Source organism: Serratia quinivorans, from assembly GCF_946227985.1.
Lineage (GTDB): Bacteria > Pseudomonadota > Gammaproteobacteria > Enterobacterales > Enterobacteriaceae > Serratia > Serratia quinivorans_A.
Genome location: NZ_CAMKGL010000002.1, coordinates 515,520 through 531,453, shown reverse-complemented (window position 1 = coordinate 531,453; position 15,934 = coordinate 515,520). Strand labels below are relative to the sequence as shown.

11 protein-coding genes are annotated in these 15,934 nt (G+C 53.3%); 7 read left to right on the top strand and 4 right to left on the bottom strand.

From position 1 onward, the window contains the following. Positions 1-2 precede the first annotated feature (2 nt). Both ssuC and ssuB read left to right on the top strand, forming a co-directional pair. Complete coding sequence (gene ssuC, locus OCH02_RS11015; protein WP_135344427.1) at positions 3-797, top strand: aliphatic sulfonate ABC transporter permease SsuC; 795 nt, start codon at positions 3-5, stop codon at positions 795-797. Further along, positions 794-1,567: an aliphatic sulfonates ABC transporter ATP-binding protein gene (ssuB, locus tag OCH02_RS11010; protein ID WP_261431252.1), complete on the top strand. Its 774-nt coding sequence runs from the start codon at positions 794-796 to the stop codon at positions 1,565-1,567. The genes ssuC and ssuB overlap by 4 nt, the downstream gene beginning before the upstream one ends. Positions 1,568-1,605: 38 nt before the next feature. Here the strand turns inward: ssuB and pepN are convergent, their stop codons facing one another. Next, complete coding sequence (pepN, locus tag OCH02_RS11005; protein WP_261431251.1) at positions 1,606-4,221, bottom strand: aminopeptidase N; 2,616 nt, start codon at positions 4,219-4,221, stop codon at positions 1,606-1,608. Positions 4,222-4,669: 448 nt separating this feature from the next. Between pepN and OCH02_RS11000 the strand changes: the two genes are divergently transcribed. From OCH02_RS11000 to OCH02_RS10980, 5 genes are all read left to right on the top strand, one after another. Beyond that, on the top strand, positions 4,670-6,370 hold the full coding sequence (locus OCH02_RS11000) for a GGDEF domain-containing protein (protein ID WP_261431250.1): 1,701 nt from the start codon (positions 4,670-4,672) through the stop codon (positions 6,368-6,370). Positions 6,371-6,624: 254 nt separating this feature from the next. Further along, positions 6,625-7,830, top strand: a complete 1,206-nt coding sequence (pncB, locus tag OCH02_RS10995; RefSeq protein WP_261431249.1) for a nicotinate phosphoribosyltransferase — start codon at positions 6,625-6,627, stop codon at positions 7,828-7,830. A gap of 222 nt (positions 7,831-8,052) precedes the next feature. After that, positions 8,053-9,453: an asparagine--tRNA ligase gene (asnS, locus tag OCH02_RS10990; protein ID WP_261431248.1), complete on the top strand. Its 1,401-nt coding sequence runs from the start codon at positions 8,053-8,055 to the stop codon at positions 9,451-9,453. A gap of 303 nt (positions 9,454-9,756) precedes the next feature. Beyond that, a complete protein-coding gene (gene ompC / locus OCH02_RS10985; protein ID WP_312847926.1) occupies positions 9,757-10,866 on the top strand; it encodes a porin OmpC in 1,110 nt (369 codons plus the stop codon). A gap of 245 nt (positions 10,867-11,111) precedes the next feature. Beyond that, positions 11,112-12,302 carry an amino acid aminotransferase gene (locus tag OCH02_RS10980; protein ID WP_261431247.1) on the top strand — a complete coding sequence of 397 codons (1,191 nt, stop codon included), beginning with the start codon at positions 11,112-11,114 and terminating at the stop codon, positions 12,300-12,302. 196 nt (positions 12,303-12,498) lie between these two features. Here OCH02_RS10980 and OCH02_RS10975 read toward each other — a convergent pair whose 3' ends face one another. The 3 genes from OCH02_RS10975 to ldtD all read right to left on the bottom strand — a co-directional run bounded on the left by OCH02_RS10975 (position 12,499) and on the right by ldtD (position 15,784). Further along, positions 12,499-13,146 (bottom strand): MBL fold metallo-hydrolase, encoded by a 648-nt coding sequence (locus OCH02_RS10975; protein WP_261431246.1) that lies wholly within the window; start codon positions 13,144-13,146, stop codon positions 12,499-12,501. Between the two features lie 66 nt (positions 13,147-13,212). Then, positions 13,213-13,761 carry a YcbK family protein gene (locus tag OCH02_RS10970; protein ID WP_020826147.1) on the bottom strand — a complete coding sequence of 183 codons (549 nt, stop codon included), beginning with the start codon at positions 13,759-13,761 and terminating at the stop codon, positions 13,213-13,215. Positions 13,762-13,942: 181 nt separating this feature from the next. Further along, entirely contained in the window at positions 13,943-15,784 is a 1,842-nt protein-coding gene (gene ldtD / locus OCH02_RS10965) for a L,D-transpeptidase (protein ID WP_410001250.1), read from the bottom strand. Between the last annotated feature and the right edge of the window lie 150 nt (positions 15,785-15,934).

The window sequence follows — 15,934 nt, the reverse complement described above, 5'->3', positions numbered from 1 at the left end:
CTATGGCAAACGGCACACAACGAATCTTGCACCGGTTGGCACCCTGGGCATTGCCGGTGGCGCTGGTGGCAGTCTGGCAAATATCCGTGGAGGCTGGCTGGCTGTCGAACCGCATTCTGCCGGCGCCAAGCGCCGTAGTGACCGCTTTCTGGACCCTGACCAAGAGCGGCGAACTGTGGCAACACCTGACCATCAGCAGTTGGCGCGCGTTGATCGGTTTTAGCATTGGCGGCAGCATCGGGCTGGCGCTGGGCTTTATCACCGGCCTGTCGCGCTGGGGCGAACGCTTGCTGGACAGTTCCGTGCAGATGATCCGCAACGTGCCACATCTGGCATTAATCCCGCTGGTGATCCTGTGGTTTGGCATCGATGAGTCCGCCAAGATTTTTCTGGTGGCGTTGGGCACCCTGTTCCCTATCTATCTGAATACCTATCACGGTATCAAGAATATCGATCGGGGCCTGCTTGAAATGGCACGCAGCTACGGCCTGAGCGGTTTCCAGTTATTCGCCCAGGTGGTTTTACCGGGCGCCCTGCCCTCGATCATGGTCGGCGTGCGTTTCGCATTGGGCTTTATGTGGCTGACACTGATCGTAGCCGAAACCATTTCCGCCAATTCGGGGATTGGCTATCTGGCGATGAACGCCCGTGAATTCCTGCAGACCGACGTGGTGGTAGTCGCCATTGTGTTGTACGCCCTGCTCGGCAAACTGGCAGACGTCAGCGCCCAATTGCTTGAACGCGTCTGGCTGCGCTGGCATCCGGCCTATCAACTGAAGCAAGGAGAAGCGTTATGACGACCCCCGCACGTATCCCCCAGGGGACTCCAGTCACGCTGGAATCCATTGCCAAGCAATACGGTAACCGCAGGGTACTCGACAATATCCAGTTACGCATCAGCGCCGGCCAGTTCGTCGCCGTGGTTGGCCGCAGCGGTTGCGGCAAAAGCACGCTGCTGCGTCTGATGGCCGGGTTGGAAAATGCCAGCAGCGGCGCATTATTAAGCGGCAATGCGCCACTCGCCAATGCCAGGGACGATACTCGCCTGATGTTTCAGGATGCCCGCCTGCTGCCGTGGAAAAAGGTGATCGACAATGTCGGCCTCGGCCTGCGGGGTCATTGGCGAGCCGACGCATTGCACGCGCTGGAGGCCGTTGGGCTGGCCGATCGCGCCAATGAGTGGCCGGCAGCCTTGTCCGGCGGGCAAAAGCAGCGGGTGGCGCTGGCTCGCGCACTGATCCACCGTCCACGCCTGTTGCTGCTGGATGAGCCCTTGGGCGCGCTGGACGCGTTAACGCGGATTGAAATGCAGGGGCTTATCGAAGGGCTGTGGCAACAGCATGGTTTTACCGTACTGCTGGTGACGCACGACGTCAGTGAAGCCATTGCGCTGGCTGATCGGGTGATTTTGATTGAGGAAGGGCGTATCGGGTTGGATTTGACCATTGACCTGCCGCGTCCACGCCGTAAGGGATCGGCCAGGCTGGCGGAGCTGGAAGCCGAAGTGCTGGACCGGGTACTGTCACCGTCGCCGCTGGCTGAAGCTTCGCGCCGGGTAGCGAATTAAAAAAAGGGACGGCATGCCGTCCCTTTTAGGTTTACGCGTTACGCGTCGAGCGCTTTGGTGATCTTCTCGAACAGGTCGCCGGACAGATTCTCCAGCCCCTTCAACTGCTCAAGCGCCTTGCGCATCAGCGCCTGACGCGAAGCATCATAGCGTTTCAGGCGGATCAACGGCTCAATCAGGCGTGCGGCAATTTGCGGGTTGCGCTGGTTCAGATCGCTGAGGATCTCCGCCAGGAACTGATAGCCACTGCCGTCTGCCGCATGGAACGCCGCCGGGTTGGCAGAAGCGAAACCGCCGATCAACGAACGCGTACGGTTGGGATTGCTCAGGCTGAATGAACGGTGCTTCAGCAAGCTACGCACCTTGGTCAACACGTCCGCCGCCGGGCTGGTTGCCTGCAGCACGAACCATTTGTCCATCACCAAACCATCCTGATGCCAACGCTCATCGAATGCCGTTAACAGCGCATCGCGACAAGGCAATTGTGCCGCTACTGCAGCAGCCAGCGCCGCCAGTGAGTCGGTCATATTGTCTGCCTGGCGATACTGCTCGGACACCAATCGGTCGGCCAGGGCCGCATCACCAAAGGCCAGATAGCCCAGGCACACATTGCGCAGCGAACGTTTGCCGATGTCAGCGTGTTCCACCCGGTAACCGTCGATTTTATTGGCGTTATAAACCGCCAGCCACTCGTCGGCCATTTCCTTGGCCAGGCAACGGACGATTGCTTCATGCACCGCAGCAATCGCTTCAGGATCGATGGTCGCAAACAGCTCGGCAATTTCACCCTCCGATGGCAACGTCAGGATCTGCGCGGCCAATGCCGGATCCAGCGTCTCGTCCAACAGCACGGCGCGGAACGCATCAGCAACGTGTAGTGGCAGCGACAACGGTTGTTTCTGCTGATGTTTGGCCACGTTCAGTTTGATATAGGTGGCCAGCAGGCTCTGTGCCGCATCCCAGCGAGCAAATTCATTGCGCGCATGCTGCATCAGGAAGGTCAATTGCTGATCGCTGTACGGGTAATCCAGCTTCACCGGCGCGGAAAACTCGCGCAACAGGGACGGTACCGGCTTGTGCGCCACACCGTCGAACACGAAAGTCTGCTCCGCCTCGGTCACGTTCAAGACGTTATTGACCGCAGAGCCGTCTTTCTGCAGAGCAATCACATTGCCTTGCGCGTCGTACAGTTCGATATCCAGCGGAATATGCAGTGGCAATTTCTGCGGCTGATCGGCAGTCGGTTCGGTCTTCTGGCTGACGTGCAGGCGATACTGCTGGTGCTCGGCATCGTATTCATCGCGCACGGTGAGCAACGGCGTACCGGACTGGCTGTACCAGCGGCGGAACAGCGACAGGTCAACGTTGGATGCGTCCTCCATTGCCTGAACGAAATCATCGCAGGTGGCCGCGCTACCGTCATGACGCTCGAAATACAGCTGGATGCCTTTTTGGAACTGTTCTTCGCCCAGCAGCGTGTGCAGCATGCGGATCACTTCAGACCCTTTCTCATACACCGTCAGGGTGTAGAAGTTGTTCATTTCGATCACTTTGTCCGGACGAATAGCGTGCGCCATCGGGCTGGCGTCTTCGGCGAACTGTGCGCCGCGCATCACGCGAACGTTATCGATGCGGTTGACCGGACGTGAACCCAGATCTGAACTGAACTCCTGATCGCGGAACACCGTCAGCCCTTCTTTCAGGCTGAGCTGGAACCAGTCGCGACAGGTCACGCGGTTGCCGGTCCAGTTGTGGAAATATTCGTGGCCAATTACCGCCTCGATATTCAGGTAATCCTTGTCGGTGGCGGTTTCGGCTTTTGCCAACACGTATTTGGAGTTAAAAATATTTAACCCTTTATTCTCCATCGCACCCATGTTGAAGAAGTCGACCGCGACGATCATATAAATGTCGAGATCGTATTCCAGCCCAAAACGGGTTTCGTCCCATTTCATCGAGTTCTTCAGCGAGGTCATCGCCCAATCGGCGCGATCCAGGTTGCCACGGTCAACGAACAGCTCCAGCGCTACATCGCGCCCGGAACGGGTGGTGAAGCTGTCACGCAGCACGTCGAAATCACCGGCCACCAGCGCAAACAGATAACACGGTTTTGGGAACGGATCTTGCCACTGAACCCAATGACGGCCATCTTCCAACTCACCCTGGCCTACGCGGTTACCGTTTGACAACAGGAACGGGTAACGAGCCTTGTCCGCCACAATGCGGGTGCTAAAGCGCGCCAGCACGTCCGGGCGGTCCAGATAATAGGTAATGTGGCGGAAACCTTCGGCCTCACATTGAGTACACAGCGCCTCACCGGACAGGTACAACCCTTCCAGCGCGGTGTTTTTCGCCGGGTGAATATCATTGACGATGGTCATGGTAAATTGTGCTGGCAGCTTCTCGATAACCAGTTTGTTATCCTGCAACTGATAGGCAGTCCACGGCTGGCCGTCGATCTCAATACTCACCAACGTAAGATCTTCACCGTTCAGTACCAGTGCCGCGTCGGCGGCGCCCTGGCGTTTAATCTTGCTGACGGCAGTGACGCGAGTTGTCTCTGCGTCCAGTTCAAAATCCAGATCAATATCAGTGATGGTGTAATCTGGCGCGCGATAATCGTGGCGATACTTCGCCTGTGGCTGTTGTGTCATAAAAACCCTTTGACGTCTCAGTGAGTTACAGGTGCCAGGCTTTCATCATGGATTTATCTCGCCGTGGGGAAAGAGCAGAAATTTCGATGAGCCTGATTGTAAATAAACTGTATCACAGCTACAAAAAAAACCCAGAGATGCCGGGCCACCGAAGCGGAGAAATCGGAGGTGGATCCTAATGTTGTCGACGAATTGCCCCCGCAGTCAGGCTCCTTCACCTGAGGCAGTATGAAAATCAGCATTTAATGCTAAAAAGCCGCCTCCGCGTTGCGTGTTTGTCCAGACGTCAATATCCATGCCAAAAGCTAGGTTTTCTCAGCGCCTACGGGCAACCTTTCCTTGTTCAATGGGCCGCTCCCGTCGGCCGTGCCTCGCCGGGTATAGATAAGACAGGCTGGGAGCCACAATGATATAATTAACAAATCTGGCTCAAGGACGTACGGCGCATATGAAAGTAAAATATTTGATCTATTTTTTTACCTTTGCCCTGATGTCTTCATTCGCCCTGTTTATTTCCGATGAGCTGATTGATGCTGATACCGGCTATCGCGACAATCAACTTAACCTGTACAAAATTACCCGTGCCAAAGAGATTTCAGAGGCTTTTCAGGCCACGCTGTTGGCGCATCGTTTAAAGCGCCTAAGTCTGATCAATCCGCATATTACCGCAGCGCAGTGGCAAGACGCAGATCGCGTAGCTCAGGAAAAAATCACCCGTTTTCGGCCACATATCGACAGTGAAGTATCGCAACGGCTCGGTATTAGACAAAAAATCGCCGCGCTTTCCATGCTCAGTCTGATGGAGCAATTACTGAATAATGACAATCTGCAGCTTTCTCATGTTACTGATGTCAATGCCAATCTGTTTAATATCAACAGCGCCTACTATATTTCCCAGGCCAGCAAAAGCTATTACCGTTATACCTACGACACCCGTATGGTCGATGCCGACTCGTTTCTTTTCCTGGAAGCCGTACGGCTGAATAACCGGCTGAACATGTCTGTGACCGAACTTGTCGATCAAGTTATTGACATCAATACCAACCCGCCAGAACGTAAAGGCGCTTATCTGAAAGCCGTTCAGCTCACCGGGGTATTGAGTGCGTTAAACACCCGATTGATATTTATGAAGCTGACCTATAACGATGTGCAAATCACGATCCTGGTAAATGATATCCTCGACCAACTTTCACCCAAGAGGATCAACCGTATTACCGCTGAGCTATATACCGCCATTGATAACCACACCGCCTACCCGGTCGACTCCATTTGTCAGTACGTGAATAACCTGAGTGATCTTTCACAGCGACTTTATCAACGCAGTTTTGAACTGGAGATAGTCGCCTCAAAGCGTAAAGTCTATGACAGCCAGACCGCCATTTACGGCATGATTTCCCTCGGGGGTCTGATCGTCCTGTTTATTTTTCTTCCGACGCTGGTTTACTGTTCAAATATCAGTCGTTGGCTGACAAAAACACATAATAATATTCTACGGCTGTCGCGCGGTAATATGGATATCGATCGCAATGAGGTGTTTTACGGCCAGGAGTTAATGGCCATCAGTGACGCGATTAAACAGCTCAAACAGTATCAGTTGGAAAAAGTGACGTTGGAAAATGAAAAGCACCTGTTGATCAAAGAGCTAGAGGCCGTCTCGTTTCTTGATCCTTTAACCAACATCTATAACCGCCGCAAGTTTTTCCGCGAGTGTGAATCGCTGAGCATCGGTAACTATCCGCTGGTCTTCTGTCTGATTGATATCGATAATTTCAAAAACCTCAATGACAGCTATGGCCACCATGTCGGCGACCTGGTGCTGGTGACGTTCGGCAAGCTGCTGCAGAGCACCTTCCGTTCCAGCGATATTTTCTGTCGCTATGGCGGAGAAGAGTTTGCAGTGATCCTCGGCAACTGTACGCTGGAGAACGCGAGGAAAGTGATGTCAAAGCTGCGCGATCGAACTCACCAACTTATCCTGACGTTGGCTGATGGGCAAAACGTGCGTTTCACCACCAGCTGTGGCATTGCGCAGGTGTGCGATATCAAGCTGCTGCCAACGGCGATCAAGCAGGCGGATGAAGCGCTCTACTTCTGCAAGAAAAACGGCAAAGACCGGATCGGCATTCACACGTCGGTCGGTTTTATCTGAATTGTTGTTTAAAATAATTAACATTATAATTTTTATGACTAATTAGGCTAAGTCATTAACCTGACAGGCTTATCTGGCTTTTCTGCCCGTATCCTGATGACAAGCCAACATAAAGGCACGTTTAATCCTCGACCCGCTCCGATGAATTGTGGTGTGATGCAGCTTCAATAACAGGATAATCCGGGTATACTCCCCCCACTTTTTTTGATTATCCGGATTTGGACACGCGCCTGACGAGGATGCAGTAACGCGCTATGACTCAATACGCCTCCCCGATTTTGACATCACTGCTTGATACTGATGCTTATAAGCTTCACATGCAGCAAGCAGTGTTTCATCGCTACCCCGCTATCAGCGTGGCTGCGGAATTCCGCTGCCGTGGTGATGAGCTGCTTGGCGAATATGCCGACGAAATTAGTGCGCAAATCGCACTGATGAGCCAATTGGCGCTGACAGACGCTGAGTTCAACTATCTCTCAGGGCTGCCCTTCTTCCGTGAGGATTACCTGAACTGGCTGCGCGATTTCCGCTACGATCCGCAACAGGTCCAGATCGAAAACCGCCAGGGCAAGCTGCATATTCGTATTGCCGGCCCGTGGCGCGAAGTGATCATGTGGGAAGTTCCGCTGCTGGCAGTGATCAGCGAAGTGGTACATCGCCACCGCTCACCGGATGTCACGACGGATATGGCGGTAGCCCACCTGCGCAACAAACTCGCGCAGTTTAAAGCCATGAGTAGCGATGTGGATATTTCTCGTTTCAAGCTGATGGACTTCGGCACCCGCCGCCGTTTTTCCCAGCCTGTACAGCAAGCTATCGTCAGCACGCTGAAAAGCGAATTCCCTTATCTGGTGGGTACCAGCAATTACGATCTGGCGCGCCAGCTTGATCTTGCGCCAGTCGGTACCCAGGCCCATGAATGGTTCCAGGCGCATCAGCAAATAAGCCCGGTGTTGGCCAACAGTCAGCGGGCGGCACTGCAGGCGTGGCTGGATGAATACCCCGATCAACTCGGCATTGCACTGACCGACTGTATCACCATGGATGCCTTCCTGCGTGATTTCGGTCCACAGTTTGCCCAGCGCTATCAGGGTCTGCGCCATGACTCAGGCGATCCGTTCGAATGGGGCGAAAAAGCCATCGCGCATTTCCAGACGCTGGGGATTGATCCGATGAGCAAAACGCTGGTGTTCTCCGATAACCTGGATCTGGACAAGGCACTCGCGCTTTACCGCCACTTCTACCAGCGCGTCAACCTGGTGTTCGGGATAGGCACGCGCCTGACCTGCGATATTCCCGGGGTTAAACCACTGAATATCGTTATCAAACTGGTCGAATGCAAAGGCAAACCGGTGGCTAAACTCTCCGACAGCCCCGGTAAAACCATCTGTCAGGATCAGGCCTTCGTAAAAGCGTTACGCAAAGCCTTCGATCTGCCGCTGGTAAAAAAAGCGAGCTAGCCCCTGCCCGATGAGCGTTAAAAAGCCGGCTGAGACTTCACGCCGGCTTTTTCTTCTTTATATAGTCCTTCCCGCTGCTTTCTTTTCGCCCAGCCCCAAGAAATGTTGCGCCGATACGGCGATTTCTACTTGTGCTCTGCACCGCGCCAAGTAACATAGCAACATCCCCATATTCCTGGGTTATAAGCTATTTCTAAACCAAATTATTAAAGAGAGAAATCTATGAGCGTAGTGCCTGTAGTCGACGTACTGCAAGGCCGTGCTGCGGTTGACAGTGAAGTCACCGTGCGCGGTTGGGTGCGTACCCGGAGAGATTCTAAAGCTGGCATCTCCTTCCTGGCCGTCTATGACGGTTCCTGCTTTGATCCGTTACAGGCCGTCGTTAATAATTCTCTGCCGAATTATCAGGATGAAGTGCTGCATCTGACCACGGGTTGTTCCATTGAAGTCACCGGCATTGTGGTGGCATCTCCGGGCGAAGGTCAGAGTTTCGAACTGCAGGCAACCACGATTAAAGTGGTTGGCTGGGTTGACGATCCGGACACCTACCCGATGGCGGCCAAACGTCACAGCATCGAATACCTGCGCGAAGTGGCTCACCTGCGCCCACGCACCAATCTGATCGGTGCCGTTGCACGCGTACGTCATACGCTGGCACAGGCCATTCACCGTTTCTATCACGAGAACGGCTTCTTCTGGGTTTCCACCCCGCTGATCACTGCCTCCGATACCGAAGGCGCCGGTGAAATGTTCCGCGTTTCAACCCTGGATCTGGAAAACCTGCCGCGTACCGATAAAGGTGCTGTCGATTTCAGCCAGGACTTTTTCGGCAAAGAAGCCTTCCTGACCGTTTCCGGCCAGTTGAACGGCGAGACCTATGCCTGTGCGCTGTCGAAAATTTACACTTTCGGCCCCACTTTCCGCGCCGAGAACTCCAACACCAGCCGCCACCTAGCGGAGTTTTGGATGATCGAACCGGAAGTGGCGTTTGCCGATCTCGAAGACATCGCCGAGTTAGCGGAAAAAATGCTGAAGTATGTATTCCAGGCCGTATTGAACGAGCGTATGGATGACATGCAATTCTTCGCCGAGCGCGTAGACAAAGACGCCATTGATCGCCTGCAGCGTTTTGTTACCTCTGATTTTGCTCAGGTTGATTACACCGAAGCGGTGGAAATCCTGATCGCCTCCGGCCAGACTTTCGAAAACCCGGTTTCCTGGGGTATCGACCTGTCTTCCGAACATGAGCGTTACCTGGCCGAGAAACACTTCAAAGCGCCGGTAGTAGTGAAAAACTATCCGAAAGACATCAAAGCTTTCTATATGCGCATGAACGATGACGGTAAAACCGTTGCCGCAATGGACGTTCTGGCTCCGGGCATTGGTGAAATCATCGGCGGCGCTCAACGTGAAGAACGTCTGGACGTACTGGATCAGCGTCTGGAAGCCATGGGTCTGAATAAAGAAGACTACTGGTGGTATCGCGATCTGCGTCGTTACGGCACCGTGCCTCATGCCGGCTTCGGCTTGGGCTTTGAGCGTTTAATCGCCTATGTAACCGGCGTGCAAAACGTTCGTGATGTCATTCCGTTCCCGCGTACCCCACGTAATGCAACCTTTTAATTAATCAGATAATACATTTTCTAATTAATTTAGTTACAAAACCAAGGCCAGCTTTGCTGGCCTTTCGCATTTTTTAATATTGACGCACGTCACAAAGTTCCCTGAATATTACCTTTTGTTACAAATGCTTTCATTCTGATACCTCATTGCGACATTGGTAGCATTTTCGTTCTAGATTAACCCGCCCGTGAATGGAACACTGCGTGCAGACACAGGACGACACCAATCTATCAACAATAGTTCCAAAAGAATTATTGGCGGCAGTGGCAAAGGTGTCCGAATAACACCAATGAGGGTAATATAATGATGAAGCGCAACATTCTTGCAGTGGTAATCCCGGCTCTGTTAGCAGCTGGTGCAGCAAACGCTGCTGAAATCTACAACAAAGACGGCAACAAACTGGATCTGTACGGTAAAGTTGACGGTCTGCACTACTTCTCAGACGACAAAGGCAATGATGGCGATCAGACCTATGTTCGTTTCGGCTTCAAAGGTGAAACCCAGATTACTGACCAACTGACCGGTTACGGCCAGTGGGAATACAACGTTCAGGCTAACCACGCTGAATCTCAAGGCACCGAAGGCACCAAGACTCGTCTGGGCTTCGCAGGTCTGAAATTTGCTGACTACGGTTCATTCGACTACGGCCGTAACTACGGCGTACTGTACGACGTGGAAGGCTGGACAGATATGCTGCCAGAGTTCGGTGGCGATACCTACACCTACACCGACAACTTCATGACTGGCCGTACCAACGGCGTTGCTACTTACCGTAACAACAACTTCTTCGGTCTGGTTGACGGTCTGAACTTCGCCGTTCAGTACCAGGGCAAAAACCAGAACGACAGTCGCGCTCTGAAGAAACAAAACGGCGACGGTTGGGGCCTGTCTTCTACTTATGACATCGGCGAAGGCGTAAGCTTCGGTGCTGCGTATGCATCTTCCAACCGTACAGACGATCAGAAACTGAACGCTACCGCTAAAGGCGACAAAGCTGACGCATGGACCGTGGGCGCTAAATACGACGCCAACAACGTTTACCTGGCAGCCATGTACTCAGAAACCCGTAACATGACTCCATACGGCGAATCTGACTTCACTATCGCTGACAAAACTCAGAACTTCGAAGTGACCGCACAGTACCAGTTCGACTTCGGTCTGCGTCCAGAAGTTTCTTACCTGCAGTCTAAAGGTAAAAACCTGTCTAGCCGTACCGCGAACGGTTCTAGCTTCGGCGGCGGCGATGCCGACCTGGTTAAATATGTTTCTGTAGGTACCACTTACTACTTCAACAAAAACATGTCTACCTACGTTGATTACAAAATCAACCTGCTGGACGACAACGAATTCACCAAAGCCAATGCCATCGCTACCGATGACATCGTTGGTGTAGGCCTGGTTTACCAGTTCTAAGTTGTCTCACTTAACGGCGGTTCACCGCCGGACAAGTTAAAAAACAGGGCTTCGGCCCTGTTTTTGTTTTTACGCCGCCAGTAAATTTTTATCCTGCCAATGCCCCCTTCTTCCTCATTTTTTATGCTGAATATGCGTCCTTCACAAGATCGAGGTGTTTTTCTCGCAAACGGTTGGCAAAGGGCATAACTGGCGCTACCCTGATGCTTCTGTCTGCTTAACTCCGAGCCATGGAAGCACCTGACATGTTTGAAAAAATCACTGCTGCACCTGCCGATCCGATCCTGGGTCTGACCGACATTTTCCGCGCTGACGCCCGCCCTAACAAAATCAACCTGGGAATTGGCGTTTATAAAGATGAAACCGGTAAAACCCCGGTGCTGACCAGCGTTAAAAAAGCTGAGCAGTATCTGCTGGAAAATGAGACCACCAAAAACTATCTCGGCATCGAAGGTATTCCGGCGTTCGCCAACTGCACGCAAGAGCTGCTGTTCGGCAAACAAAGCCCAATCATTGTCGACAAGCGTGCGCGTACCGCACAAACTCCTGGTGGCACCGGCGGCCTGCGTGTAGCAGCTGACTTCATCGCCAACCAGACCAGCGCGAAACGCATCTGGATCAGCAACCCAAGCTGGCCGAACCACAACAACGTGTTTGGTGCGGTCGGTCTGGAAGTGTTGGAATACGCCTACTACGATGCAGCCAATCATGCGTTGGACTTCGATGGCCTGCTCCACAGCCTAAAACAGGCTCAGGCCGGCGATGTGGTGCTGTTCCACGGCTGCTGTCATAACCCAACCGGCATCGACCCAACGCCGGAGCAGTGGGCACAATTGGCCGAGCTGTCTGTGGCTAACGGTTGGTTGCCGCTGTTCGACTTTGCGTACCAGGGCTTTGCGAATGGTCTGGAAGAAGATGCCCAGGGCCTGCGTATTTTTGCCGCCAAGCATCAGGAACTGATCGTCGCCAGTTCTTACTCGAAGAACTTCGGTCTTTACAACGAACGTGTGGGTGCCTGCACCATCGTCGCTGCTGATGCAGAAACCGCCGACCGTGCCTTCAGCCAGGTGAAAGCCGCCATCCGCGCCAACTACTCCAACCCACCGTCACATGGTGCTGCCATTGTGGCAACCATCCTGGGCGACGATGCGTTACGTGCGTTGTGGGAGCAGGAACTGACCGACATGCGTCAACGCATTCACCGCATGCGTCAGCTGTTTGTTAATACCCTGCAGGAGAAAGGTGCTGAGCAGGACTTCAGCTTTATCATCAACCAGAACGGCATGTTCTCGTTCAGCGGGCTGACCAAAGAACAGGTGCTGCGCCTGCGTGAAGAGTTTGGCGTCTACGCCGTTAACTCCGGCCGCGTTAACGTTGCAGGCATGACACCGGACAATATGGCGCCGCTGTGCGAAGCCATCGTCGCCGTGCTGTAAACCGTCGCGCGACACCTAGCAAAAGGGGCGCTCAAAGCAGCGCCCCTTAGTTATACCCAAAATAGTTGGAGTTGCATCGCGGCGGCAACTAAGCGCATCCCCGGGAGCGTACAAACAGTACGTGACCGGGGTAAGCGCAGGAAGCCAACAAAGAGGCAGCTTCAAGTATGACGGATATATTTCTGCCGGAAATAACTTACCAGATAGCCGGTTCTTCACGCAGGAACGGGTTGGTTTCACGTTCTTGACCGAAAGTCGACATTGGCCCATGACCTGGAATAAACGCCATGTCATCACCCTGCGGCAATAGCTTGGTGCGGATCGCGGTAATCAACGCCTGGTGATCGCCTTGTGGAAAATCACTGCGCCCGACGCCGCCGTTAAATAGCACGTCACCCACCAGAGCCAATCTCGCCTGCTGATTAATAAACACGATATGGCCAGGAGTATGGCCAGGGCAATGCAGCACCTTGAGCGTCATCTCGCCCACCTGCACGCTATCCCCTTCTTCCAGCCACTGGGTCGGCGTCAGCGGTGCGCACTCTTCCAGCCCAAACATGCGGCTCTGCGCAGGCAGGCCGTCCAGCCAGAAAGCATCTCTCTTATCCGGGCCGTAGATCGGCACCTGGTAATGCTCAGCCAGCTCAGCGGCCGCGCCAACGTGATCGAGATGACCATGCGTCAGCAGGATCTGCGTAACTGTTACGCCCTGCCTGGCTATTTCGGCCTTCAGTTTCTCAGGTTCACCGCCAGGATCGACCAAGGCCGCCTGCTGGGTACTCTCACACCAGATCAGGCTGCAGTTCTGACTAAAAGCGGTAACGGGAATAATGTGGTATTTCATAAGGCTCCAACGACAACGGCGCCACACCCTGCCGGGCTGGCGCTACTCACTTATGGTGCACAGCGATTACCAGGTCCGCACCGGGCCGGTATCGATGTGTACGAAGTTGCTACGTGGATAATATCCTACACCACCGGCGCTCATTTTTAACGCCGCTTTACGGATATTACTCAGTTGGATGCCTTCAATATGGAAGTCCATCGCCTGTCCTTTGGTGTGGTAGCTGTGCTTGGCCACACCGCGACTGCGTTCACGCAGCTCATTGTTGGTGTCCAGGGAACGATAACCTGAAACCAACTGCACAGGTTTGTTGGTGCCCAACAGACCTTGCAGACGATAGAGATGATCGAACAGACGAGGATCGATCGACTTGACCTTATTGGCTCGATAATCACGGAAGAGATGATTAAGACGGACTAATTCGTCTTTATTATATCCCTTACCATCGAAGAATTCGGCTTTAAGCGATTCGCCCGTATGCATATTATTTACAACCAGAATACGCGGGCGCGAAGTAGAAAGACTGGCAAAGGCTTGCCCTGGGAGCAGCGCTATGCCCACAGCGGCACTACCTAACGCCAACCATTTACGGCGATGATGATCAATTTTGTCCATGTTTCTGTTAAACCCGGCAAGAATATCAAAATATATGCACAAAACAGCGCACTGCCCGAACCATAACCGCCCACACTGGCTGAGTCAACCCGTGATGTCCCGCGGTTTGCAGGCACTCACGCAATGAGTGCCTGCAACATGGCCCGATATTCTGACCGTTATTTATTTATAATTACTGCATTTATTGCATTAATTTTTCGGCCTGAGCCAAAATTTGTGCGCCCGATCTCACCGTATCATCATAATTGTAAATATCTGTGCGGAATTGTGGTTTTCCATCATCAGAGACCCAGGCGGTTAAATAATACAATTTAACCGGAATATGCTGGCGGATATTTACGAAGGTGGTATTCCCCTGTTTCAGGGTGGAAGAAACACGAGTGTTGTTCCAGCCTGCATCCTGGAGCAGCATGTTCGCCAAATCCGATGCCTTGTTGACCCGGACGCAGCCGGAACTCAAGGCACGAATGTCTTTCTGGAACAGGTTATGGTTGGGCGTATCGTGCAGATAGATAGCATCCGAACTCGGCATGTTGAATTTAAAACGCCCCAGTGAGTTGGTCGCTCCCGGAGCCTGACGGATCCGATACGGGAAATTACGAGGCGAAATCATACTCCAGTCGAGAGTAGCCGGGTTAATCACCTCAGCATCGTTGCTCCAACCCGAGAGCACGGTATAGCCATGCTTCTGGAAGTAGCTGCCGTCACGCATCGCCTTCGGCACGATATCTTCACGCACCAGCGTAGTCGGTACGTTCCACGGTGGGTTCACCACCACATTATTCAGTGCACTGCTCATCAACGGCGTCTTGCGGCTGGGCCGTCCGACAATCACCCGCGAGGAAAGCACTTCATTGCCGTTCTGATAGTAGGTCAACGAGTAGTTGGGAATGTTAACCATAATACCGGTATCGACATGACCGGGTAGTATACGTAAACGCTGGATATTCAGTGCCAACAACGAGGCACGCATTTGCGGAGTCACATTAAGCCACTCGCGAGTGCGCACGCCAATTACGCCGTCTGCACTCAGACCCTGCCATTTCTGGAAACGCTTAACGCCCTCCACCAGATCGGGAGTGTAGCGATTATCGGTAACGGTCACCGGGCTTTCTGACTGCTGCGAAAAAGGCGATTGCGGCGTTGGGACGAGATCTTTGACCGGAGCGGCGGCCGGGCTGACAACGGCACTCTGGCTGTCACGGCTTTTTTCTTCATCAACCGACAGGCCACCATCGTCAGGCTCATTACGCGAACCGGTCAATACCGCAGGGGGATCCTGCGCTTCCACCGGTGCCGTCGATGACGTCAGCATGCCGTTACGCGCCAGGATCTCACGCAAGGCAGGAATATCACTACTCAGTTGATCCGGACGCAGGCTTGGTCCATTGGCCATTTGCGGCCACGGACGACCATCGGCCAGCATATCCCGCAGAGCCTGATGCATCTTGGCATATTGCGGGTGCTGTGGCGCCAGCGTATTGACATAAGCCAACGTTTTCCCCTGACGCACCGCCAGCTGCCATTGGTTAATCACCGTATTGGGCGGCAGACCGAGTTTGTAGGGAATATTACTGTACAGCCAATTATTACCGTTGGCACCGATGGACGAAACGAACTGCAAATAGCCCAGCATCGCATCAGACAGCACCACATCGCGCGCCACGTCGGTTATCGCCGGGTTGGTCAACAGCTTCACCCATTGGGTAAACTGCGGCTGTACGCCGGACATCGCCAATTCGGCCAGCTGCTGCTGGAATTGTTGAACCGCTTCGCGATCCTGCCACATCAATTGCATCCGGTTCGCCGCGTACAAAGGAGCCAGCGTCGAAAGATAATAGGGTGTAATGCCCTTCGGCAATGCCGCAAGCAGTTCCGAACGGCTTTGCGCCACTGACATGCCGGATGACGCTACCGGAAGCGCAGGAACGGTTGCCCATACGGGTAAAGACGACGCAAGACCACATGCGATTGCGCAACTTAACGCCAGCCGCCGTACAGTGTTTCCATTTCTAAGCAACATCCATTGCCCCCTGTATGCTCACAAAAAATATAACCAAGACAACTTATTAGTTTCAGTATACGAATAGAAAAGCCATTTTGCCCTTTGGCGACTATGAATAACTGTTATTTCATTAGGCTACTCGGTTTTCAGTGCAGAAAAAAGCAGGAC